The sequence below is a fragment of the Microbacterium sp. USHLN272 genome (genome assembly GCF_037149655.1).
GTDB classification, from domain to species: domain Bacteria; phylum Actinomycetota; class Actinomycetes; order Actinomycetales; family Microbacteriaceae; genus Microbacterium; species Microbacterium galbinum.
The window spans coordinates 824,241-845,516 of sequence record NZ_JBBCRA010000001.1 but is presented as its reverse complement, the minus strand read 5'-3'; the positions used below and the strand labels follow the sequence as shown (position 1 = coordinate 845,516).

Genomic DNA, 21,276 nt, shown 5'->3' with positions numbered 1-21,276 from the left:
CCGACGTGCGGAGCGACGTGCGCACCCGGGGCATCGTCCCGGCGGTGCTCGTCTGCGCCGCTGCGCCCGCGTTCTTCGTGGCGGAGATCGCCTGGCTCGGATGGGTGCTGCTGGCGATCGGGATCGGCGTCTCCTGGGCGATCGAACGCGGACGGGTCACGGCATCCGCCCCCTCGCTCACGCGCGACCTCTCGCTCATCGCCCTCGGCCTGCTCGTCGTGAGTGTGATCCCGCTGGCCGCCGAACTCGACAACCTCGCGATGCTGCGCTTCACCCTCGCGCTCGGCGGCGCGGTCGCTCTGCCCTATCTCGTGTCGCGCTTCGTCTATCGCGACCGGGCGATCTCTTTCCCGTGGCGGGCGCACCGCCGGTGGGGCCGGTTGCAGTGGGGCTGGCTCGTCGCCGTCCTCGTGCTCGGCTGGCTGATCCTGCCGTTCTACTTCATCACGAGCGGCGTCTACGCCAACTGGCCCGTCGTCGACACCCCCGATCTGATCGCGCGCCTCTTCGTCGGTGTCGGCGCGGTCGGCATCTGGGACGAGCTGTTCTTCATCTGCACCGTGTTCGCCCTGCTGCGCCGGCACTTCCCGGACGCGGTGGCGAACGTGCTGCAGTCGATCGTGTTCGTCTCGTTCCTCTGGGAACTCGGCTACCGGGAGTGGGGCCCTCTCCTGACGATCCCGTTCGCACTGCTGCAGGGGTTCATCTTCTTGCGCACCCATTCGCTCGCCTACGTGGTCACGGTGCACCTGCTGTTCGACGCCGTCGTCTTCGCCGTTCTGGTGCACGCGCACAATCCCGGACTGCTGCCGATCTTCCTCGTCTGAGGCCGCGCGCGAGGGCGCGAGTCTGCGACAATCGGAGGATGCTCATCGCCGGACTCGTCCTCGCCGCGGCCGCTGCCGCCTTCCACGTCTTCATCTTCGCGCTCGAGTCGCTGAAGTGGACCGAGCCCGAGACCCGCAAGATCTTCGGCGTCGCCAGCGAGGCGGATGCCGTCACGATGAAGCAGCTCGCCTTCAACCAGGGTTTCTACAATCTGTTCCTGGCGCTCACGACCCTCTTCGGCATCGGGTTCACGATGTTCGGGTTCGTCACGATCGGGCTGACCCTGGTCTTCGCCGGCACCGGGATGATGCTGGCCGCCGCTCTCGTGCTCGTGCTCGCGGACCGGACGAAGGCGCGTGCTGCGGCGATGCAGGGCACCCTGCCGCTCCTCGCGGTCGTCGTCACCGCGATCGGTGCATCGCTCGCCTGATCGCGGCACCGGATCGCCGGACGCCCGTCAGGCGCGCACGACGGCGGCGACGGCGCTGATCTCGATCAGCGCGCCGGGAACGCCGAGCGCGGAGACGATCGCGGCGGTCACCAGCGGAGGCTCGCCGTCTCGCGCGAGCCGTGAGGCGACCGCGCCGTAGGCGGCGCGAAGATCCGCATCCTGATGGATCAGCACCGTCCAGCTGATCACGTCGTCGAGCGTCGCCTCGGCCGCTGCCAGAGCGATCGCCGCATTCTCGACCGCGCGGATCGACTGCTCTGCGGCGTCGTCGGAGACGATCTTCCCGGACTCGTCGACGCCGTTCTGGCCGCCGACGTGGATCGTCGTCGCTCCCGGCGGGACGACGGCGACGTGGCTGAACGCGGGACTCATGACGAGCCCTGCCGGTCTGATCAGTGAGATGTCCATGAACGCAGTATGGGCCGGGTCGCCGACATCGGCGACCCGGCCCATACCGGTCGGAGGGGGTCAGAAGCGCAGCAGCACCTTGCCGACACGACCGGGGGTCTTGCTCAGGCGAACGGCATCCGCGATGTCGGCGGCGTCGAAGGTGCCGGCGACCGGGAGGGTGAGCGTGCCGTCGGTGATGCGTTGGATCAGCTCGGTGAACAGTGCACCGCGGGTGGACGCATCCATCGTCTGGATGACCTTGCTGCCCCAGAACCCCTTCACCGTCGCCTGCTTGAAGATCACATCGGACGAGGCGATCTCCATGACCGGGGAGTTCATCGCGCCGAAGGCCACGAGCGTGCCGCCCTCGCCGATCAGCGACAGCACGTCGCCCGCCGACGATCCGCCGACCGAGTCGACCCCGGCGACGATCGTGGCACCGCCGGTCAGCGCGGCGGCCTGCTCGCGCCAATCCGTCTGGTCGGTCGCGATGACGTTCTCGATGCCCTGCGCGCGCAGCTCGTCGACGCCGGCCGAGCGCCGCACGAGGCCGAGCACGTTCACGCCGCGTGCGGCGCCGAGCTGGGCGAGCATGCGCCCGACGGCGCCGTTCGCCGCGTTCTGGACGATCCAGTCGCCCTCGTTCACATCGAGGAACTGCAGCAGGCTGATCGTGCTGAAGGGCATCGAGACCAGCTGCGCGGCGCTCTCATCGGAGAGGACGTCGGGCACGGGGATGAGCCCTGCGGCGTTCGCGACGATGTACTCGGCCCAGGCGCCGAAGGTGCCACCCGTCGCGACACGCTGGCCGACGACGAGATGCTCGACGCCGTCGCCGAGGGCATCGACGACGCCGAGCGCCTCGGTGCCGGAGGCGGCGGGCAGCTCGGGCTTGAACCCGTAGGTGCCGCGCACCGTCCACAGATCGTGGTTGTGGATGGGGGAGAGAGCGACGCGCAGACGGACCTGACCGGGCCCCGGCTGGGGAACGGGCCGCTCCTCGAGGGCGAGGACGTCTTCGGCTTCTCCGAAGGTGTGGTGGATGAGTGCGTGCATGGACATGCTCCTTCGGTCTCAGTCGTCGGAGACGGTGATCGTGACGTCGATGTTGTCGCGGGTCGCGTTCGAGTACGGGCACACCTGGTGCGCAGCATCCGCGAGGGCCTGCGCCTGCTCGTGGGGGAGCGTGGGGATCACGACCTCGAGTTCGACGGCGAGGCCGAAGCCGCCCTGGCCGTTCGAACCGATGTGCACGCGCGCGCCGACCGAGGAGTCCTCGATCTGGACCTTCTGCGCCCGGGCGACGGACTGCAGCGCGGAGTGGAAGCAGGCCGCGTAGCCGGCGGCGAACAACTGCTCGGGGTTCGCCCCGTCGCCGCTGCCGCCCATCGCCTTCGGAATGGCGAGATCGAACTCGACGCGACGGTCGTCGGTGGCGACGTGTCCGTTGCGGCCGGCGCCGGTGGCGAGTGCTTCGGCGGTGTACAGAGCTTCCATGGGTGTGTTTCCTTCCGGGAGGGTGGTCATTCGGAGCCGCGAGCGCGTGCGGCAGCGCCGGCGGGAGTCGGGGTGGATGCCTGGAGCAGGCGCGTCAGCTCGTGGAGCTCGGAGATCAGGCGCAGGCGGTGCGCGTCGTCGTGGATGCCGGAGAACCCGGCGACCTCTGCGGGGATCTTCGCCAAGTCGCCGCGGAGTGCCTGGCCCTCGGCCGTGAGCTGCACAGCGACGACCCGCTCGTCGTCGGAGCCGCGCTGCTTGCGCACGAGTCCCGACTGCTCGAGGCGTCGCACGAGCGGGGAGAGCGTGCCGGAGTCGAGTTGCATCGCCTCGCCGAGCGATCCGATGGTCTGCTCGCCCTCGTGCCAGAGGATCGCGAGCACGAGGTACTGCGGGTAGGTGAGGCCCCACGGGGCGAGCAATGTCCGGTACGCCTGGGTGGTCGCGCGTGCGGCGGAGTAGAGGGAGAAGCACACCATCTCGTCTGTCACAGCCATGCGTCAAGTATTGCACGCGATTAGATTGTGCACAATTGAATTGAAGGAGACTATCCCGCGTACTCGGGAGCGCGGCGCCGACGGACCTCGATCTCGGTCGGGATGCCGCGCGAGAAGAACAGTGACAGCAGGCTGATGACGATGAGTCCGAAGAAGGCGATGCGCAAGGACGACAACTGCGAATCGCGGTAGATCTCAGCCAGTTGCTCTGCAGCAGCGTCGTCCAGACCGGCATCTTCGGCGATCTGCGCCACATCTGCGGAGGGGACGATCGTCACACCGTTCTGCGTCGAGTTGCTCACCGTCTGCTTCGTCTCGGTGGGCAGGTCGCTGCCGGCGACTCCCGACGCGAACGATGTCGACAGCGCGCCGATCAGGATCGAACCGATCAGGGCGGTGCCGAGCGACGATCCGAGGTTCTGGAACACGCCCTGCAAGCCGCCCACCTCGCTCGTCTCCTTCTCGGTGACGCTCGACATGTTCACGTTGCCCAGCTGCGAGGCGAGCAGGCCCAGGGCCGCTCCCGAGAGGAACATCCCGAGCGCGAAGAGACCTCCGCGGAGATCGCTCGTCGCGGAGCCGAGCAGGATGAACGCGCTGAAGACGAGCAGGAGCTGGCCGGTGCGCACGATCGCTCGCGGCGACATCCTCTTCGAGAGTGCGGTGCCGACGATCGAGAAGAGCACGAGCGCGACCGACAACGGGAAGATCCGGATCCCCGTCTGCAGTGCGTCGAGCCCCAACGTCATCTGCAGATAGACCGGGACCATGAAGAAGAGCCCGGCCGTCACCGTGTACTGCGCGCCGAGCACTGCGAGTCCGCTGCGCAGGGAGGTGAGGGTGAACATCTCGACGTTGAGCAGCGGCGGGCGGGCTGTACGGACGAGTCGACGCTGACGGACGACGAAGAGGGTGAGGAAAGCCACGCCCGCGACGATAAACCACGCGGTCAGCGAGATGCCGAGGGGAGCGACGCTCACGCCGCCGATCAGCGGGATCTTCAGGGGGAGAACCCAGCCCCAGGTCTTGCTCTGCAGCATCCCCAGTACGACGAGGACGAGCCCCGCCGATGACAGGCCGACGCTGAGGACGTCGATGCGGATGGACCGGCGACGGGTGGCGTCGGTGATGATTCGCGCGCACAGCACGACACCGAGCATGATGACGACTTCGGCGACGAAGACGTAGCGCCAGTCGAAGTAGGTCGTGACGAAGCCGCCGATCAGCGGGCCGGCAGCGACGGCTGCGCCGGACACCGCACCCACGACCGCGAACGCGGTCACCCGATCACGGCCGTGATAGTTGTCGGCGACGAGCGCAGCGATCGCCGGGATGACGAGCACCGCACCGAGTCCTTCGATCACCGACCAGCCGAGGAAGAGGGTCTGCACGTTCGGGCTCAGGGCGGTGACCAGCGAACCGGCCGCGTACACGCACGAACCGATCACGAAGGCACGTCGTCGGCCCCATACGTCTCCGAGCTTGGCGCCGAGCAGCATGAACGCGGCCATCGTGAGCGTGTAGAAGGTGATGGCGCCCTGCATGGCGGCGACGGTCGTGTCGAGGTCATCGACGACGGTCGAGATGGAGACGTTCATGACTGTGCCGTCGAGCACCATGACGAACTGCGCGCAGCCGAGCACGAAGACGACGTTCCACTTCTTCATGGGGTCTCCTTCGTCGGTGCTGACTGGTCGGCGGTGCGCATGCCACTGGCGCCGCGCATGATGCGGGCGACCGCGGTGATGAGGAAGAGCTGCCCGGTGATCGCCTCGATCACGGCGATCGCCTGCCCGTTCGCGCCCACCGGCACGAGGTTGCCGTAGCCGGTCGTCGTGAGCGTGGTGAAGGAGAAGAACAGCTGATTGGCGAGAGAGTCCTCGCCGGCGTCGCCGAAGAGGGGCGCCTGCGAGACCAGTGCCAGCAGGTTGAACGCGAACGCGAAGAACAGGCCGACGAGCACGTATGCGGCGATGGTGGCGAGCAGCGCCTCGAGATTGAGCCCGCGTCGCTTCACCTGATGGCCGATGATCGCGGTCGGAGACACCAGGAGAGCGAGCAACGTGGCGGCCGAGAGCAGGATGTCGAGGACTTGTCCTTTCGCCCCGAGGAGGGACGCCGCGATCGTCACCGCGGCGGATACCGCGAGGATCACCCAGCTGGCGCGCTGGACAGCCGTGCGCACATCGGTGATCCGGAACACCACGGCGACGGTGACGAGGATGATGAGGAAAGCGAGCGGACTCGGGTCAGGAGTGCGCTGGGCCGCGGAGAGAGCGTACGACGCCACGAGCAGCACGATGACGAGCGCGTATCCCGCGACACCGTCGATCTCCCCGATGCCCCACCGCGACCTGCGCGCTCGTGCGGCCGACGAGCTCCGCCGCGTCGTCGTCACGGCGCTGATCCCGTCGACTCATCGGAGGGGAGCCGCCCCGAATCCAGAGCAGCCCGGAACGATGCGAAGTCCTGCTCGTTCTGATCCGCATACGAGTCGGCGAATGCGCACACGGCAGCCTCGAACCCGCGGCCCCGCCCGAGGTAGCCCGCGACCGCCAGCCGGTCTCCACCTCGCGCGTGGGCGCGGGCGAGCGTCTCGCCGCAGACCCGCGCGTAGAGCATCGCACCCCGCGGGGTCATGGTCTCGGGATCGATCCCGCCCTTCCAGTCGTGAAGCTGGCGCACGGAGAAGTCGCGGCTGCGACCGTCGAGACCGACGATGCGTTGCCATCCGAGGAAGATGTCGCTGGACGCCTGCATGAGTCGTTGCCCCCGCACGACCCGCTCGCCTGCGTTGTCGTACGCGCTCGGACCGAGAAAGCGCTCGAGCACCGAATGCTGCGCCTCCTTGGCCTGCAGCAGCAGGGGGTCATCGTCGTCCCGCCCGCTGAGCAGGATCACCCAGGCGCGCGTGCCGACGCTGCCCACGCCGACCACTTTGCGAGCCATGTGCCGATAGCGGTACTCGGTGATCGGATGCCGGTCGCCGATGAGCGTGCGCTGATAGGCGTCGAGGACCTCGCGCATGATGCCGCCGTCATCGGATGCGGCATCCGTCCCCGCGGCGAGATCCTCGATCGGCACGATCAACGGAGGGTTCGCGATGATGCGCAATCGTCCGTCGACGGTCTCGACCAGTTTGGAGAACGACCGCCGCCTGTCCCGCTTGCGTGCCTTCGACAGGGCGGCGTCCAGCCGGGCAACGGCTTCGTCATCCGCTCGCTGCCGTCGACGTTCGGATCGGATGCGCCGGCGCGCTCGCTCGGCATCGAATCGGTCGTACCAGGCATCGAGGACGGAGGCCTCGGCGGCATGGGCGATCGTGACCCGGTAACCGCGGACGGCCGCGGCGACGCAGCCACGCGTCGCCGACGGGGAGAACCCGCGCTGCCGTCCGGCCACGGCGAAGCTGGTGGCGAGTCGCTTCACGTCCCATTCGAACGGGCCGGGAAGCGTCTCGTCGAAATCGTTCATGTCGAAGATGAGCTGCCTCTCCGGGGTTCCGAAGACTCCGAAGTTCGACAGGTGCGCATCACCGCAGAGCTGCACGGTGATGCCGCTGTGAGGCATGGTCGCCAGATCGGACGCCATGAGCAGAGCGGCTCCGCGGTAGAAGGCGAACGGCGAGGTCGCCATGCGCTCGTACCGCAGCGGTACGAGTTCGGCGACACGGGATTCCGCCTGCTCTTCGAGCAGCGATATCGGGTCGACGCGATCGGGCGGCGGGACCCACGGTCCCTGCCCCGATCGCGGGGCCCGTGCGCGCGCATCTCGGCCCCTGCTGCGTCGAAGAACGAATTCGGGCGCGACCGCGGTCGGTGGCTCGGAGGAGCGCACGTCGGAGCCCGGGTTCTCGCCCATGTCAGACCTCGGCCCCGGTGGCGCGATCGTCGGCGGGAGGAGTGTCCGTCGACACGACGCGCGATGAAGCGCTGTCCGCTGAAGCATCGTCGTCTGGAATGCCATCGTCGGTGGTCGGGGCGGGGCCGCCTGGAGGCCGCTCCGCGATCTCCAGGACGATGACGACGAGCGCGGCGAGGGCTACGGTCCACATGACGAGCCCTGGGGACAGAGGCCTCACCAGCAGGACGACGGCGGCACCGATCGCCGCAACGAGGAAGCGCAGAAATGCGTGGTGCGCGTGCATCCAAACCCCCACGCGCCCCGTCGTCACCCCGTACCGCTCCATCCCGCCGCGCACGCGGGCGGCTCCGCCCTGCGGGGCGGCGCGGAGACGACGCGGAACGTCGAACGGCCCCCCGAACCACGTGACCGCGGCGACGGCGACCGCGAGGACGAGCACGGCCACAGCGGTGTCACGCATGGGCCCGGCCACTGTTTCGTACATGACGCCGCCCGCATCGGGCGAGACCGGACCCGCGCGCAGGGCTCCGTCGAAGAAGATCCTTCCGATCGCGAAGCCCGCGAGGAGGATCAGCATCGACGTGGCGAGCGCCAGCGCCGCGACGATCGCTGCGCTCCACCGGCGGCGGGCGACCAGAGCCCCCGCGACGAGGAGAACGATGGCGATCCACGGCAGCCACAGTCCGGACGCGACGGCGAGGCCGTACGCGAGCTGCACGGTGGGGAGGGCATCGGATGTCGCGACGACGATCGTCCGATCGACGCTGGGGATCGCCGAGACGAAGCCGACCCCCTGTGCCAGCAGCACCTCCTTGACCTGATCGATGATGGGAGCGAGTTGGATGCCGATCGTGCCGCCGGATCCGAGTTCGATCGCGACGCTCGCATCATTGCGGAGGGCGCCCGTCACCTGCGAGTGGCTCACACGCAGTGCCGATGCCCAGACATCGGCGAATGCATCCGATTCGATGAACCGGCTGACCATCGTCGCCACGAGCGACTGCACGCCTTCGGCGGCTGGTCCCTTCAGTAACTCGAGTGCTCGCGTGGCCCTGTCGCCGGTGCCGAGATCGATGATCCCGTCGATCACATCGGACGTGAGAGCCGGGATGTCCACCTGATCGTCGATGACGTCGATGACCTGCGTCGTGACGAGGGCCTGCACCGCGGGGTCGTCGGCGAGGGGACCGAAGCTCTGCACGAATCGGTCGGTGTCGGTCAGCTGCACGTTCGCCCAGGCGGCGACGACGGCGACGGGAGCGAGGAGTGCTCCCAGAAGGATCAGCACGGTGGCGAGGAGGGTGCGCCCCCACGACCATCCATGCCGCCTCTCTCGGGGAGCCGCCGGACCGGTACCGCCCCCGCGAGGAAGGCTGTCTCGCAGAACCGAGTTCTCCGCCTCGAGGGCGGCCAGCCGGTGTTGCAGGTCTTCGATGGTCGGGGTGCTAATGGGGTCTCCATGCTCAGGTCTTCGCGTCTTGTCGGGGAATCACGAGCTGCTTGATGATCAGCAGGATCGCCGCGGTCACCGGGATCGACACCAGAGCACCGAGCAACCCGAGGAGGGTTCCGCCCACGAGGGCACCGATGATGACGAGCGCCCCCGGTACGGCGATGGCCTTGTTCATGATTCGGGGTGTGAGCAGATACGCCTCGAACTGCATGTAGATCAGGTAGAGCACCGCGAAGATCAGAGCGATGACAGGGTTCGTGAACAGGGCGACCACGGAGGCGATGATCCAGTAGAGGACGGGACCGACCAGGGGGATCAGCGTGATGAGGAACGCGGCGAGTCCCATGAACGCCGGGAACGGCAGCCCGAGCACCAGATGCAGGAGGGTGGCGAACGCGGCGTTGCACGCGGCGAGGATCACCATGCCGATCAGATAGGCGCCGACGGAGTCCGTGATCTTCTCCGTGAGTTCGGCGACGGTCGGCCGGTCGCGTGCCGGTGCGAGGCGGTAGAAGCTGGTCTGGAAGGCGGTGAGGGACGCGAGGAAGTACAGGGTCAGCACGATGACGATGAGCATCCCCGAGATCGCATTTCCGACTCCGAAACCGACCGCGAGCACCCCGCCACCCACGGCGAGGAGGTTTCCGGGGTCGGCGAGGAAGGTCGAGAGCTGGTCGAGGGCGGTTCCGACCACGTCGCCGATCTGCGCTTCGAACCCGCGATACCAGTCGGAGTTCTGCAGCTGCGTGATGCCGGCCGGCACCGAACGGACGAACTCGGCCACCTGCCGGAGCGCAGGCGGCACGATGAAGACGATGACGACCACGAGGATGACGAGGAAGATGCCGAACACGATGGCGATCGCGCGGGGCCGGGACATGCCGTGCCCTTCGAGTCGCTTCACGACCGGGTCGAGGCCGAGTGCGATGAAGATCGCGAGTGCGATGTAGATGAGGATCGTCGACAGCGACGTGAGGGCGAGGCCGAGGACGAATGCAGCGAGGCCGCCGAGCACGAGCGCGAAGCCCAGCCCGAACGGGTGGTCCACCGAGGTGAGGATGCTGCGCCGACGGGCGAGCTGCGGGAACGGCGCCGGCACGGGCACCGCCGGGTCGGCGGCGTCGGGTGCGGGCGTTGTCGCGTCGCTCATGGTGACACTCTGCGACCCGGGTTCTTCGGCCGCGTCATCCTTTGCGGGCGATTTGAAGGCGGGGCCTCGAGGCGTGCGTCCGGGCGAGTCAGAGGAAGCCGAGCTCCTGGGCCTTGGCGACGGCACCGTTGCGGTTGGCGACGTCGAGCTTGCGGTAGATGTGGGCGGTGTGCGTCTTGATGGTGTTCACCGAGACGAAGCATCGCGCCGCCAGTTCGGTGTTCGTCATCCGCGAGGGCAGGTAGGCGAGGATCTCGAGCTCACGATCGGTGAGTTGCTCGGCCAGTTGCGGCGATGCCGCGCGCGGCTGTCGCATCTCGTGCGCGCACCGGATGACGGTGGCGCGGAACGGCGACGGCACCCCGGGCAGCTCGGCGACCAGACGCACCGCCTCCGGGCCGATGCGCGGGAACACCGCGACGAGGTCATGCGGTTCCGCGGCCGACAGCGCTTCGGAGAGCAGACGGGTCGAGAGCGTCGGATCTCCCTCCACGGACGCGAGCCATCCGCCGAGCACGAGACGCTCCACGCTCTCGCGGGGGAGTGCATCGTGGGTGGGTGTAGACATCTGGAGGCGCCGCCGCGCGAGGTCCGGTCGATGGTCGGCGAGCGCGCCGGCGACCCGCTCGGCGACGACGGGTGACCACGCCGCGGTCGGCCCGCCGTCGAACGTCTGCGCTCCCCGTCCGCGCGTCATGCGCGCCGCTTCCGCGCGCAGCGCGAGATCGACGATGGGTGGCGGACCGCCGGGGCACTGCGGCCGTGCGTTGGTCGGATCGTCGGGATCGATCGACGCACGGAGGAGATGCCCGATCCACAGCAGCTGCGACCGACGGTTGGCTTCGGCGCGGACGATGCCCTCGTGCAGGTTCAGGGCGGCGTTGCGCGGTTCGCCTCTTTCGACGGCTGCCAGAGCGGCGGCGAGATAGGCATCGGCGGGCGCGGGGTGTGCGAGCAGCTGTGCGTCCGCCGCCAATTCGAGTGCCTCCTGCGCGAGGGCCGTTGCGGCGGTGATGCGGCCGCACCAAGCGTCGAGCAGTGCGATCGACCCGAGGAGATGAACGCGGTAGGGCGAGTACGACGATGCCGGGCCCGCGAGCGCATCGTCGAACCAGCGGCGCGCTCGCACGAAGTCGCCGGCGAGGAAATGGGCTCGGCCGCCGGACGTCCGCGCGAGAGTGTGCAGGAACGACGGATGCGTCAGCCCGAGGAGATCGGGCGGATGCAATGACGGATCTCGTGTGAGGTGTTCGAGCGAGGTCTTCGCTGCGCGCAGGGCGATCTCGGGCTCGGAGCGGAACTGCACACGCGCGGCGATATAGGCGTTGACCACGGCCGATTGGGCTGACGTGAGGTCATCACGTGTGGCCTGACCGCGGAGCACGTCCTCTCCCCGTACCGCGTCACCGCTCATGCCCAGCACGATTCCCCGCAGGATCTCGGCATCCGGTCGCGTCGCACGCTTTTCGGCAGGAACGGCGTCCAACCACCTGCTCACAGAGAGCGTGCGGCTCCGTTCGAACACGTCGCGGCCGCTGGCGAGGATCAGGTCGAGTGCGCGATCCCATTCATGAGCGCGCAGGAGATAGTCCATGGCGGAGTCGAGGTCTCCGTCACGCAGGTGCCAATCCGCGGCCGCGATCAGCAGTCGGCTCTCGTCGGCGCCGTGTCGTGCACGAAATCTGTAGTGCAGGAGATCGCGGAACAGGCGATGGAATCGGAACCACTCCTGTTGATCGTCGAGTGCGATGAGGAACATCGAGTCGTGCTGCAGTTCCTCGAACAGTTCGGCGGCATCGTCGATGTGCAGCACGGCCTCGATGAGGTCGGCCGACATTCGATCGAAGACGGACAACCGCAGCAGGAGGTCCCGACGATCGGGAGGTTGCTGGGCCAGCGCCTGTTCGCCGAGGTAGTCGGAGATGAGGCGATCCGTTCCGCGGAGGTTACGGGCGAACCGTTCCGGGTCGGCTTGGTCGCGCAGGCCCAAGGCGGTCAGCTGCACTCCGGCTGCCCATCCCTCTGTCCTGTCCATGACGGCCGAGAGGGTCGCTTCGCTCACGCGCGTTCCCACGATGCGCTCGAGCAACGTGCCCGCGCTCGCCGCGTCCAGTGCGAGGTCGGCCTGCCGGAGTTCGATGAGCGAGTGGCGTAGCCGGTGCCGACTCCAGGCGAAGCCGAGGTCCACCCGCGACGAGAGCACGATATGGCTCTGAGGGGGCAGATGGTCGGCCAGCCACCAGAGATCGGCGAGGAGTGCCGAGTTCGTGATCGCATGCGCGTCATCGATCACGACGGCAGTGCCCGCATGCTCGCGGAAGACGGCCGACAGCGCGTCGAGTGCGGGTCGACCGATCGTCCTGTCGCTCAGGGCGTGCGGAGTGCCCAGGTCGTGAGGCGCATCGGTGTGCCCCCGGAATCCGTCGAGCAGACGATCGATGAAGTGCTGGGGGTCGTTGTCGGATGCGTGCAGTTCGAGCCAGATGAATCTCACGTCCGGGCGGGACATCGCCCACTGCGACAGCAGCACGGTCTTACCCGATCCCACCGGGGCCACGAGAGTGCTCACCGGCGCGCTGAGGGCCGCGTCGAGCCGGCCGCGCAGACGCGGGCGGTCGACGGCGTGAACCGGCACAAGGGGGAGGACGGTCATCGCGATCCCGGCCAGTATCCCAGTACGCGACGAGATCATCCAGAGGGGGTGAGGACGGATGCTCGACGCACGCCGATCATGAGGGGGACCCCCGTCGGAGAGACGCCGCGATGTCGGCGAGGTAGCGAGGCCGGAATGGTTCAGACGTTCGAGGTGATCGTCCGCGGCCGGCTGAGCCCGGACATCGCGGAGGCACTCGACGGGTTCGTCGTCGTGAACCGGGAGGGCGGGGTCGCGAGCATCATCGGACCGGTGGTCGACCAGCCGCGACTGCTGGCGCTCCTGGGGGCGTTCGATGACCTCCACATCGAGGTGATCTCGGTGAATCCGGTCGAGGAACGCGAGCCGGAACATCCGGCTGATCACCCCGACGAGTCACCCGAGCAGGGTGACGCCGACGGGCGGCTCGCTCACTAGCTTCGGTCCTGGCACGTTCGTGTCCTGAACAAAGGAAGCACTATGAACATCTGGGATCTCATCGGCTGGTTCTTCTGGTCCTTCGTCTTCATCTCGTACCTGATGGTCGTTTTCACGATCATCGGCGACATTTTCCGCGATCACTCCCTCAACGGGTGGCTCAAAGCGGTCTGGATCATCTTCCTGGTCTTCCTGCCGTTCCTCACCGCGCTCGTGTACTTGATCGTCCGAGGACAGGGCATGGCCGAACGTCGGGCCGAGCAGATCGGGCAGCTGCGTGAGGCGCAGACCGCCTACATCCGAGAGACCGCGGGAACGGCATCGCCCGCCGACGACATCGCCAAGGCGAAGACGCTGCTCGACTCCGGGGCGATCACTCCGGGGGAGTACGAGTCGTTGAAGGCGAAGGCTCTCGCCCGCTGAACCCACGCGTCAGCCGAGCTGCTCCGCCTTCGGCGATGCCGTGGTGAATGCTCGCAGTGCGGTCACGGGCGCAGCGCCTCGCTCAGCCAGCGGGCGTAGAGCTCCCAGGGAGAACCGCCGGACGACAGCCCGGCGATATGCGCGCGCAACGGCGCCGTCAGCGTGAACCACTCGCCCCCCTCGCGCGCTTCGGCGAATTCGAGATGCCGTCGCCGCTCCACCGTGCGGCCGCCGCGCTCGAATGCGAGGAGTTCATCATGGCGGATGCTCGCGAGCCGCTGCCGCGGGCGCATGCTCGTGCCGATCTTCACCCGTCGGTCGTACCGGAGGTAGTACACGACGTCGATGCGAGGACGCGGCAGGTCGGCGTCGGGCACATCGCCGTAGCGCCATCCGCACGTTGCGCACTCCCACGCACCGCCGGTGCGGGTCCCGGAGACGCTGCCGCAGAGGTGGCACGGCCCCGGAAGAGTACGCGGTGTCGGCATGGATCCACGATAGGCAGGGGTACCGACAGTCCCCGGTTACACCTTTCCCGTCCGCGGGCGCAAGGGGTGACGCGTGGGCCCGCTCATGTGACAGGTTGGGCGCATGGTCCGCACTGGGAGAACCGCATGAGCTCTGCTGCAGAATCGGCACCGCCCACGGCATCCATCCCCATCCTCACCCAGGAGCCGTTCCCCGACACCCCGGGCAGTCCCGCGCCCGAGTGGTTCAAGACCGCGGTGTTCTACGAGGTCCTCGTCCGCTCGTTCAAGGACGGCGACGGCGACGGGTCGGGTGACTTCCGCGGACTGATCGACAAGCTCGACTACCTGCAGTGGCTCGGGGTGGACTGCCTCTGGATCCCGCCGTTCTTCCCCTCCCCGCTGAGAGACGGCGGGTACGACGTCGCCGACTACACGGGCATCCAATCCGACCTCGGCACCACGGCTGACTTCCAAGAGTTCCTCGACGCCGCCCATGCGCGCGACATGCGGGTGATCATCGACTTCGTCATGAACCACACCAGTGACGAGCATCCGTGGTTCCAGGCGAGCCGGAACGATCCCGACGGGCCCTTCGGAGACTTCTACGTGTGGAGCGACACCGACGATCTCTACGAGGACGCGCGGATCATCTTCGTCGACACCGAACCCAGCAACTGGACCTGGGACCCGGTGCGCCAGCAGTACTTCTGGCACCGCTTCTTCTCCCACCAGCCCGACCTCAACTTCGACAATCCGAAGGTGCACGAGGCGATGATCGACGCCATGCGGTTCTGGCTCGACATGGGGCTGGACGGATTCCGCCTCGACGCCGTCCCGTATCTCTACGAGCGCCCGGGCACCAACGGCGAGAACCTGCCCGAGACCCATGACTTCCTCAAGAAGGTGCGGCGGATCGTCGACGACGAGTACCCCGGTCGGGTGCTGCTCGCCGAGGCGAACCAGTGGCCGGCCGACGTCGTCGACTACTTCGGCGACCCCGAGGTCGGCGGCGACGAGTGCCACATGTGCTTCCACTTCCCGGTGATGCCGCGGATCTTCATGGCGGTCCGACGGGAGTCCCGGTACCCGATCAGCGAGATCCTCGCCGAGACGCCCTCGATCCCCTCCGGATGCCAGTGGGGGATCTTCCTCCGCAACCACGACGAGCTCACGCTCGAAATGGTGACCGACGAGGACCGCGACTACATGTGGAGCGAATACGCGCAGGATCCCCGGATGAAGGCCAACATCGGCATCCGCCGTCGCCTCGCGCCGCTCCTCGACAACGACATCGATCGCATCGAGCTGTTCACGGGACTCCTGCTGTCGCTGCCCGGATCGCCGGTGCTGTACTACGGCGACGAGATCGGGATGGGGGACAACATCTGGCTCGGCGATCGCGACGGCGTGCGCACTCCGATGCAGTGGACCTCGGATCGCAACGCGGGCTTCTCGACCGCCAACCCCGGACGGCTCTCCCGTCCGATCGTGCAGGATCCCGTGTACGGGTACCTCGCGGTGAACGTCGAAGCTCAGCAGGAGGACCGGTCATCGCTGCTGCACTGGACGCGGCTGATGATCCACGCCCGCAAGAAGCACCCGGCCTTCGGGCTCGGCAGCTTCAACGACCTCGGGGGATCGAACCCCGCCGTGCTGTCGTACACGCGCGAGCACACCAATGACGACGGCACCGTCGACGTCATCCTCTGCGTCAACAACCTGTCGCAGTTCCCGCAGCCGGTCGAACTCGACCTCCGTCGCTTCGAGGGGATGGTGCCGGTCGAGCTGGTCGGCGGCGTGCCCTTCCCCCGCGTCGGCGAGCTGCCGTATCTGCTGACGCTCGGCGGACACGGGTTCTTCTGGTTCCAGCTGCAGGAACCCGCCGACGATGCGGATGAACGGGGGATGCTGTGAACGTCGTCGCTCCGGGAGTCCTGGAGGACTATCTCGTACGCACCCGCTGGTTCGCCGGCAAGAGCCGACCGTTCCGCGTCTCGCGGGTTCGGCGGATCGCTGACCTCGAGGGCCCGGATCAGGGCGTGCGGGTGGCGGTCTTCCTCGTGACCGTCGACTACTCCGACGGCGAGGCGGGTCACGAGACCTATCAGGTACCCCTGTCGATCTACGACGAGCCGCAGGAGGCGATCGCCCACGCGTTCATCGGGGCGGCGGAGGACGAGGGGCGCATCCGGCACGTCTACGACGCCGTGCACGATCGTTACGCCATGGCGCTCTGGCTCGACGGGCTCGTGGCGGCGGAGCACAGCGCGACGTTCGACCGGGGAGGACTCCGTTTCCATCGCGTGCCGGGAACCGATCCGCTCGACCCGGGGCTGCGGGCATCCCCGCTGAGCGGCGAGCAGTCCAACTCGTCGATCCGCTTCGACGACGTCGCGATCATGAAGGTGTTCCGCAAGGTGACCCCGGGCGCGAATCCCGACATCGAGATCCATCGGGAACTCACCCGGCAGCACTCGGAGCACGTCGCCGCGCTCTACGGCTGGGTCGAGGCCGATGTCGACGGCGAGACCGTGCAGCTGGCGATGATGCAGGAGTTCCTGCGCACCGCTTCCGACGGTTTCGAACTGGCGACCGGGAGCGTGCGATCCCTGCTCGCCAACCCGTCGCAGAGCGTCGAGGAGTCGGGGGCGGACTTCGCCGGCGAGGCCGCGCGCCTCGGAACTGCGGTCGCCGAGGTGCACGCGGCGTTGCGCGGACGGTTCCCCTCGGAGACGCGTGATGCGGCCGCCGCGCAGGCCCTGGCGCGTGCGTTGGAGGATCGCCTCGACCATGCACTCGGTGTCGTGCCGGAACTCGCACCGTACGCCGAGCGCCTTCGGGCGATGTACGCGACGGTGGCCGCGCTCGGCCGGCTCGACGTGCAGCGCGTGCACGGCGACCTTCACCTGGGGCAGACCCTCCGCACCGCGCACGGGTGGCGCATCGTCGACTTCGAGGGCGAGCCGGGGCGCCCGTTCGCGGAGCGCTCGCTCCCCGATTCACCCTGGCGCGATGTCGCCGGGATGCTGCGCTCCTTCGACTACGTGCCCGGCACGGTGGCCCTCACTCAGGCGACGGAGGAGGGGGCCGATCCGGATGCCGAAGACGATCTGCGCGCCGATCTCGCTCGTGAGTGGGCGCGTCGGGCGCGGGGGCATTTCCTCGACGCCTACGTCGGCGCGCTCTGCCGTACCGAGTCGGTCGGGGCGGATGCCGCGGCGCCGGGGGAGGAGGAGCAGATCCTCGCCGACAACCGCACGCTGCTCGACGCATACGTCGCCGACAAGGCCGTGTACGAGGCCGTCTACGAGAAGCGCAACCGCCCCGCGTGGATCGCGATCCCGCTCGCCGCGCTCGCCGACGTGGTCTGACGACGCGGTTCAGTGGGTCTGCTCCGGTGGATCAGGATGCCGAGAGTACCGAGAGCACGTTGCCAGCCGGATCTCTGAACCAGGCGATGTCCGGCCCGCGATCGGGTCCGCCGCGCATGATCCCCTTGGCGTCGGTGCCCATCTCGTCGTCGTAGATCTTCGTGACCACGCCCCGGGCGTTCAGATCGTCGACCGCGGCCTCGACGTCGTCGACGGGGAAATTGAGGATCGTGAAGCTGGCCGGTGTGTGATCGGGTTTGGCGTACACGAGGATCGACCCTCCGTCGGGCAGCCGGATGTCGAGGAACCCCATCGCGTTGGTCGTGACGTCCAGGCCGAGGGTGTCGCCGTAGAAGGCGCGGGCCGCGTCGATCGAGTCGACGCTGAACCCGCTGAACGGATGCGTGATCTGGAAAGCGGTCATGGAATCAGCATGCGCTCGTCGCGGGGGCGTGTCCAGAGGCGGAGTCCGGGATGGAGCGACGCCTCGCCGATCGTCGACTATTCATCATTCGCTGTATAGTCACCGCATGCTGACCATTGCCTCCCGGATCGATGTGATGAACCGTCTCGGCCGCGCCATGGCCGATCCCACGCGTTCGCGGATCCTCCTGCAGCTTCTCGACGGCCCCGCGTACCCTGCGCGCCTCTCGGAGACGCTCGCCCTCTCGCGCACGAGCGTCTCGAATCACCTGTCGTGCCTGCGGGGATGCGGGATCGTGGTCGCGACGCCGGAGGGGCGGCAGACCCGCTATGAGATCGCCGACCCCCACGTGACGAAGGCGATCACCCTTCTGGTGAACACCGTGCTCGCGGTAGACGACGGCGAACCGTGCACCGACGAGAACTGCGACGTGCCGCTGTGCTGTTCACCCGCCGATGTCGAACTGTGATGCGTGCTGCGGTCCGGTGATCGCAGCGGCAGGGGCGGTCGGGCACACGGATGCCGAGCATGAGGTGCGTCCGTCGCTCTGGCGTGATAGCGCGCTGCTGCCGTCCGTCATCGCCGGCGTGATGATGCTCGTCGGCTACGTGCTCGAGTGGAGCGGGTTCCTCATCCCGGCCCTCGTGCTGCAGGGGGTCGCCCTCCTCGCCGGCGCGTACACCTTCGTGCCCGGAGCGCTTCGCCGCCTGGCGCGGGGGCGCCTCGGCGTCGGGCTGCTGATGACCATCGCGGCGATCGGAGCGGTGGCTCTCGGTCACGTGGGAGAGGCAGCGGCATTGGCTTTCCTGTTCTCCCTCGCCGAGGCGCTGGAGGATCGCGCGATGGACCGAGCGAAGGAGGGCCTCCGCGCTCTTCTCTCGCTCATCCCCGAGACGGTGCGCGTGTCGAGGCTGAGCGGCGACACGAGCATTCCCGCCACGGAGGTGCGAGAGCTCGACGTCCTCCTCGTCGGGGCGGGGGAGCGGATCGCGACCGATGGCGTGGTCGTGGAAGGACGCTCGAGCATCGACACGTCCGCCGTGACGGGCGAGTCGATCCCGGTCGCGGTCGGTCCGGGGGAGGCGGTGCCGGCGGGCTCGGTGAACGGATCGGCGACGCTCCGCATCGAGGCGACGGCCGACGGACGGGACAACTCCCTCACCCGGATCGTCGAGCTCGTCGAGCAGGCGCACGCCCGCAAAGGCGAGCGTGCGCGCCTGGCCGACCGGATCGCCCGCCCGCTCGTGCCGGTGGTGCTCATCGTCGCCGCGCTGATCGTCGGGTTCGGGTTCGTGGTCGGGGACCCCGGTCTGTGGGTCGAGCGCGCCCTCGTCGTTCTCGTGGCCGCATCCCCCTGTGCTCTCGCCATCGCCGTTCCCGTGACCGTCATCAGCGCCATCGGCTCGGCATCGAAGTTCGGCGTCGTCATCACCTCGGGCGAGGCGTTCGAGCGGTTCGGAACCATCCGCACGATCGCATTCGACAAGACCGGCACGCTCACCCGCAACGAGCCCGAGGTGGTCGCCGTCGCCGCGGCCCCCGGCCGCACGCGCGAGGAGATCCTCGCACTCGCCGCCGCGCTCGAGAGGACGAGCACACACCCGCTCGCGGCCGCGATCGCACGCGCGGCGGCGGACGCTCCCGCGGCGACCGAGGTCGTCGAGGATGCGGGCCACGGTGTGGCGGGTCGGGTCGGGGCCACTCGCGTCCGCGTCGGAAGTGTGCGGTGGCTCCCCGAACTGGGCGACCTCGGGGGCGCCGCCGAAGAGATGGCGGACGACGGGATGACCGTGGTCGCGGTCGAGGTCGATGCACGGATCGCGGGGGTCGTCGGTGTACGCGATGAGCTGCGCCCCGAGGCGGCGGGGACCATCTCGTTGCTCGAGGAGCAGGGCGTTCGCGCCATCATGCTCACGGGCGACAACGAGCGCACCGCCCGCGCGCTCGCCGCCCGCGCGGGAGTGAGCGACGTCCGTGCGGAGCAGCTCCCCGCGGACAAGGCGGCCGCCATCACCGCCCTCCTCGCCGAGGGGCCGACGGCGATGGTCGGTGACGGCATCAACGACGCTCCGGCGCTCGCGACCGCGACCGTCGGCATAGCGATGGGAGCGGGCGGTTCGGCGGCGGCCGTCGAATCCGCCGACATCGCGTTCACCGGCCACGACCTCCGCCTCCTACCCGCAGCCCTCGCCCACGCGCGCCGCGGGCGCCGAATCATGACCGTCAACATCGGCCTCGCCCTGGCGATCATCGTGGTGCTGTTCCCGTTGGCCCTGTTCGGAGTGCTCGGCCTCGCCGGCGTCGTGCTCGTGCACGAGATCGCCGAAGTCGTCGTCATCCTCAACGGGGTGCGGGCCGCCCGGCGGACGGCATCCGTGCCCCGCTGATCGCATCACCCGGAAACGCGAAGAAGGACCGCCCTCACGGACGGTCCTTCTTCGCGTATACGTGCCCCCGACAGGAGTCGAACCTGCGACCTACGGTACCGGAAACCGGCGCTCTATCCACTGAGCTACGGAGGCGTACCGAACGACGATATCACTGCTCGGGGGTGGTCTCCGACTCGCCGGCGATCGTGACCGGCGCGCCGCTGAGCGCATCGAGCGCGGCGACGACGCGTTCGGCGAGGTAGCGGTGCCCGGCGGAGGACGGATGCTTGCGCCCCACCTCGACGTCGATGACCTCGAGGTAGTTCTGATCGGTGATCCAGTCCTCGGCGACGGGGGAGACGTACCACCAGCCGCGGGCGGCGGCGAGATCCGCGAGGTCGGCGTCGATGCGTGCGGTGCCGGCACCGACGGGGAGCTCGTGCGGGGCGGGTCCGAGGATGACGATCGTCGCCTCGGGGTACTTCGCCGCCATCGCATTCCAGGCCGCGTTCACGGCCTCGCGGTATCCGGCCTCGCCCTGCTCGCGGTCGTTGATCGAGCCCTGCAGGATCACGAGGTCGGGAGACAGTGCGGGATCGAGCGCCCCGATGCGCTCGCCGAAGGCGGGGCCGTCGAGTCCGGGCTTGAGATAACCGCTGCCGCGCACACCCTTCACGATCGTCTCGCCGTCGAGCAGATCGGCGAGGAGATACGCGTATCCCTCGGTCGGGACGGTGGCGGCCGAGCCGTACGTCCAGGAGTCGCCGAAGACGAGCACGGTCGGGTGCTCCGGCAGGACGAGCGGAGCCGGTGCGATCGCGGCGGCGGGCTCGCCTTCCGCGGCGCCGACGGGGGCGGTCGAGGGGAACGGTGCCCAGGGGCGCCAGACGCCGAGGACGCCCGCGACGACGGCGACGGCGAGCACGGCGGCGACGCCGGCGAAACGCAGTCGGCGGCGGGCGGGAGCGACGGTCATGGCATGAGGGTAAGTCACAGATCGGTCTGCGCAAATTCGACAC

General features: G+C 68.5%; 21 protein-coding genes and 1 tRNA gene. 8 read left to right on the top strand and 14 right to left on the bottom strand.

What is annotated here, in order from left to right:
* The first annotated feature begins 5 nt into the window (after positions 1-5).
* Entirely contained in the window at positions 6-827 is an 822-nt protein-coding gene (locus tag WFJ97_RS04245; protein WP_372491579.1) for a CPBP family intramembrane glutamic endopeptidase, read from the top strand.
* 38 nt (positions 828-865) lie between these two features.
* Positions 866-1,258, top strand: a complete 393-nt coding sequence (locus WFJ97_RS04240; RefSeq protein ID WP_336640575.1) for a DUF1304 domain-containing protein — start codon at positions 866-868, stop codon at positions 1,256-1,258.
* Between the two features lie 27 nt (positions 1,259-1,285).
* On the opposite strand, the gene WFJ97_RS04235 is transcribed toward WFJ97_RS04240, so the two are convergent.
* The 10 genes from WFJ97_RS04235 to WFJ97_RS04190 all read right to left on the bottom strand — a co-directional run bounded on the left by WFJ97_RS04235 (position 1,286) and on the right by WFJ97_RS04190 (position 12,783).
* Entirely contained in the window at positions 1,286-1,687 is a 402-nt protein-coding gene (locus tag WFJ97_RS04235) for a RidA family protein (RefSeq protein WP_336640574.1), read from the bottom strand.
* Positions 1,688-1,747: 60 nt separating this feature from the next.
* Positions 1,748-2,725, bottom strand: a complete 978-nt coding sequence (locus WFJ97_RS04230; protein WP_336640573.1) for a zinc-binding dehydrogenase — start codon at positions 2,723-2,725, stop codon at positions 1,748-1,750.
* Positions 2,726-2,743: 18 nt separating this feature from the next.
* A complete protein-coding gene (locus tag WFJ97_RS04225) occupies positions 2,744-3,166 on the bottom strand; it encodes an organic hydroperoxide resistance protein (protein ID WP_336640572.1) in 423 nt (140 codons plus the stop codon).
* 26 nt (positions 3,167-3,192) lie between these two features.
* Positions 3,193-3,663 carry a MarR family winged helix-turn-helix transcriptional regulator gene (locus tag WFJ97_RS04220; protein WP_336640571.1) on the bottom strand — a complete coding sequence of 157 codons (471 nt, stop codon included), beginning with the start codon at positions 3,661-3,663 and terminating at the stop codon, positions 3,193-3,195.
* A gap of 50 nt (positions 3,664-3,713) precedes the next feature.
* Complete coding sequence (locus WFJ97_RS04215) at positions 3,714-5,330, bottom strand: MFS transporter (RefSeq protein WP_336640570.1); 1,617 nt, start codon at positions 5,328-5,330, stop codon at positions 3,714-3,716.
* Complete coding sequence (locus tag WFJ97_RS04210; RefSeq protein ID WP_336640569.1) at positions 5,327-6,061, bottom strand: ion channel; 735 nt, start codon at positions 6,059-6,061, stop codon at positions 5,327-5,329. The genes WFJ97_RS04215 and WFJ97_RS04210 overlap by 4 nt, the downstream gene beginning before the upstream one ends.
* Entirely contained in the window at positions 6,058-7,524 is a 1,467-nt protein-coding gene (locus WFJ97_RS04205) for a DUF2252 domain-containing protein (RefSeq protein WP_336640568.1), read from the bottom strand. Before WFJ97_RS04205 ends, WFJ97_RS04210 begins: the two co-directional genes overlap by 4 nt.
* 1 nt (position 7,525) lies before the next feature.
* Complete coding sequence (locus tag WFJ97_RS04200) at positions 7,526-8,815, bottom strand: hypothetical protein (protein ID WP_336640567.1); 1,290 nt, start codon at positions 8,813-8,815, stop codon at positions 7,526-7,528.
* Positions 8,816-8,990: 175 nt separating this feature from the next.
* On the bottom strand, positions 8,991-10,130 hold the full coding sequence (locus WFJ97_RS04195; protein WP_336640566.1) for an AI-2E family transporter: 1,140 nt from the start codon (positions 10,128-10,130) through the stop codon (positions 8,991-8,993).
* Between the two features lie 88 nt (positions 10,131-10,218).
* Positions 10,219-12,783 carry a LuxR C-terminal-related transcriptional regulator gene (locus tag WFJ97_RS04190; RefSeq protein WP_336640565.1) on the bottom strand — a complete coding sequence of 855 codons (2,565 nt, stop codon included), beginning with the start codon at positions 12,781-12,783 and terminating at the stop codon, positions 10,219-10,221.
* A gap of 135 nt (positions 12,784-12,918) precedes the next feature.
* Between WFJ97_RS04190 and WFJ97_RS04185 the strand changes: the two genes are divergently transcribed.
* Together WFJ97_RS04185 and WFJ97_RS04180 are read left to right on the top strand one after the other, a co-directional pair.
* Complete coding sequence (locus WFJ97_RS04185) at positions 12,919-13,200, top strand: hypothetical protein (protein WP_336640564.1); 282 nt, start codon at positions 12,919-12,921, stop codon at positions 13,198-13,200.
* Positions 13,201-13,242: 42 nt separating this feature from the next.
* Complete coding sequence (locus WFJ97_RS04180) at positions 13,243-13,623, top strand: SHOCT domain-containing protein (protein ID WP_336640563.1); 381 nt, start codon at positions 13,243-13,245, stop codon at positions 13,621-13,623.
* Positions 13,624-13,685: 62 nt separating this feature from the next.
* Here WFJ97_RS04180 and WFJ97_RS04175 read toward each other — a convergent pair whose 3' ends face one another.
* The gene (locus WFJ97_RS04175; protein WP_336640562.1) at positions 13,686-14,111 is read right to left on the bottom strand and encodes a GIY-YIG nuclease family protein; all 426 of its coding nucleotides are present in this window, start codon (positions 14,109-14,111) and stop codon (positions 13,686-13,688) included.
* Between the two features lie 126 nt (positions 14,112-14,237).
* Here WFJ97_RS04175 and treS point away from each other — a divergent pair, with 126 nt between their 5' ends.
* Both treS and WFJ97_RS04165 read left to right on the top strand, forming a co-directional pair.
* Complete coding sequence (treS, locus tag WFJ97_RS04170; protein WP_336640561.1) at positions 14,238-16,007, top strand: maltose alpha-D-glucosyltransferase; 1,770 nt, start codon at positions 14,238-14,240, stop codon at positions 16,005-16,007.
* Positions 16,004-17,464, top strand: coding sequence for a maltokinase N-terminal cap-like domain-containing protein (locus WFJ97_RS04165; protein WP_336640560.1), 1,461 nt, complete (start codon positions 16,004-16,006; stop codon positions 17,462-17,464). The genes treS and WFJ97_RS04165 overlap by 4 nt, the downstream gene beginning before the upstream one ends.
* Before the next feature lie 31 nt (positions 17,465-17,495).
* On the opposite strand, the gene WFJ97_RS04160 is transcribed toward WFJ97_RS04165, so the two are convergent.
* Positions 17,496-17,888, bottom strand: coding sequence for a VOC family protein (locus tag WFJ97_RS04160; RefSeq protein WP_336640559.1), 393 nt, complete (start codon positions 17,886-17,888; stop codon positions 17,496-17,498).
* Between the two features lie 106 nt (positions 17,889-17,994).
* Between WFJ97_RS04160 and cmtR the strand changes: the two genes are divergently transcribed.
* The gene (cmtR, locus tag WFJ97_RS04155; RefSeq protein ID WP_336640558.1) at positions 17,995-18,357 is read left to right on the top strand and encodes a Cd(II)/Pb(II)-sensing metalloregulatory transcriptional regulator CmtR; all 363 of its coding nucleotides are present in this window, start codon (positions 17,995-17,997) and stop codon (positions 18,355-18,357) included.
* The gene (locus WFJ97_RS04150; RefSeq protein ID WP_442928378.1) at positions 18,344-20,275 is read left to right on the top strand and encodes a heavy metal translocating P-type ATPase; all 1,932 of its coding nucleotides are present in this window, start codon (positions 18,344-18,346) and stop codon (positions 20,273-20,275) included. Before cmtR ends, WFJ97_RS04150 begins: the two co-directional genes overlap by 14 nt.
* A 62-nt stretch (positions 20,276-20,337) precedes the next feature.
* Here the strand turns inward: WFJ97_RS04150 and WFJ97_RS04145 are convergent.
* Both WFJ97_RS04145 and WFJ97_RS04140 read right to left on the bottom strand, forming a co-directional pair.
* Positions 20,338-20,410: transfer RNA gene (locus WFJ97_RS04145), tRNA-Arg, on the bottom strand.
* A gap of 16 nt (positions 20,411-20,426) precedes the next feature.
* On the bottom strand, positions 20,427-21,233 hold the full coding sequence (locus WFJ97_RS04140) for an SGNH/GDSL hydrolase family protein (RefSeq protein WP_336640557.1): 807 nt from the start codon (positions 21,231-21,233) through the stop codon (positions 20,427-20,429).
* Between the last annotated feature and the right edge of the window lie 43 nt (positions 21,234-21,276).

Bases quoted from the DNA above. Each gene is read 5' to 3' on its own strand.
- WFJ97_RS04240 (WP_336640575.1), top strand. From the start codon at position 866: ATGCTCATCGCCGGACTCGTCCTCGCCGCGGCCGCTGCCGCCTTCCAC.
- WFJ97_RS04235 (WP_336640574.1), bottom strand. From the start codon at position 1,687: ATGGACATCTCACTGATCAGACCGGCAGGGCTCGTCATGAGTCCCGCG.
- WFJ97_RS04230 (WP_336640573.1), bottom strand. From the start codon at position 2,725: ATGCACGCACTCATCCACCACACCTTCGGAGAAGCCGAAGACGTCCTC.
- WFJ97_RS04225 (WP_336640572.1), bottom strand. From the start codon at position 3,166: ATGGAAGCTCTGTACACCGCCGAAGCACTCGCCACCGGCGCCGGCCGC.
- WFJ97_RS04220 (WP_336640571.1), bottom strand. From the start codon at position 3,663: ATGGCTGTGACAGACGAGATGGTGTGCTTCTCCCTCTACTCCGCCGCA.
- WFJ97_RS04215 (WP_336640570.1), bottom strand. From the start codon at position 5,330: ATGAAGAAGTGGAACGTCGTCTTCGTGCTCGGCTGCGCGCAGTTCGTC.
- WFJ97_RS04205 (WP_336640568.1), bottom strand. From the start codon at position 7,524: ATGGGCGAGAACCCGGGCTCCGACGTGCGCTCCTCCGAGCCACCGACC.
- WFJ97_RS04195 (WP_336640566.1), bottom strand. From the start codon at position 10,130: ATGAGCGACGCGACAACGCCCGCACCCGACGCCGCCGACCCGGCGGTG.
- WFJ97_RS04190 (WP_336640565.1), bottom strand. From the start codon at position 12,783: ATGACCGTCCTCCCCCTTGTGCCGGTTCACGCCGTCGACCGCCCGCGT.
- WFJ97_RS04185 (WP_336640564.1), top strand. From the start codon at position 12,919: ATGGTTCAGACGTTCGAGGTGATCGTCCGCGGCCGGCTGAGCCCGGAC.
- WFJ97_RS04180 (WP_336640563.1), top strand. From the start codon at position 13,243: ATGAACATCTGGGATCTCATCGGCTGGTTCTTCTGGTCCTTCGTCTTC.
- WFJ97_RS04175 (WP_336640562.1), bottom strand. From the start codon at position 14,111: ATGCCGACACCGCGTACTCTTCCGGGGCCGTGCCACCTCTGCGGCAGC.
- treS (WP_336640561.1), top strand. From the start codon at position 14,238: ATGAGCTCTGCTGCAGAATCGGCACCGCCCACGGCATCCATCCCCATC.
- WFJ97_RS04160 (WP_336640559.1), bottom strand. From the start codon at position 17,888: ATGACCGCTTTCCAGATCACGCATCCGTTCAGCGGGTTCAGCGTCGAC.
- cmtR (WP_336640558.1), top strand. From the start codon at position 17,995: ATGCTGACCATTGCCTCCCGGATCGATGTGATGAACCGTCTCGGCCGC.
- WFJ97_RS04150 (WP_442928378.1), top strand. From the start codon at position 18,344: ATGTCGAACTGTGATGCGTGCTGCGGTCCGGTGATCGCAGCGGCAGGG.
- WFJ97_RS04140 (WP_336640557.1), bottom strand. From the start codon at position 21,233: ATGACCGTCGCTCCCGCCCGCCGCCGACTGCGTTTCGCCGGCGTCGCC.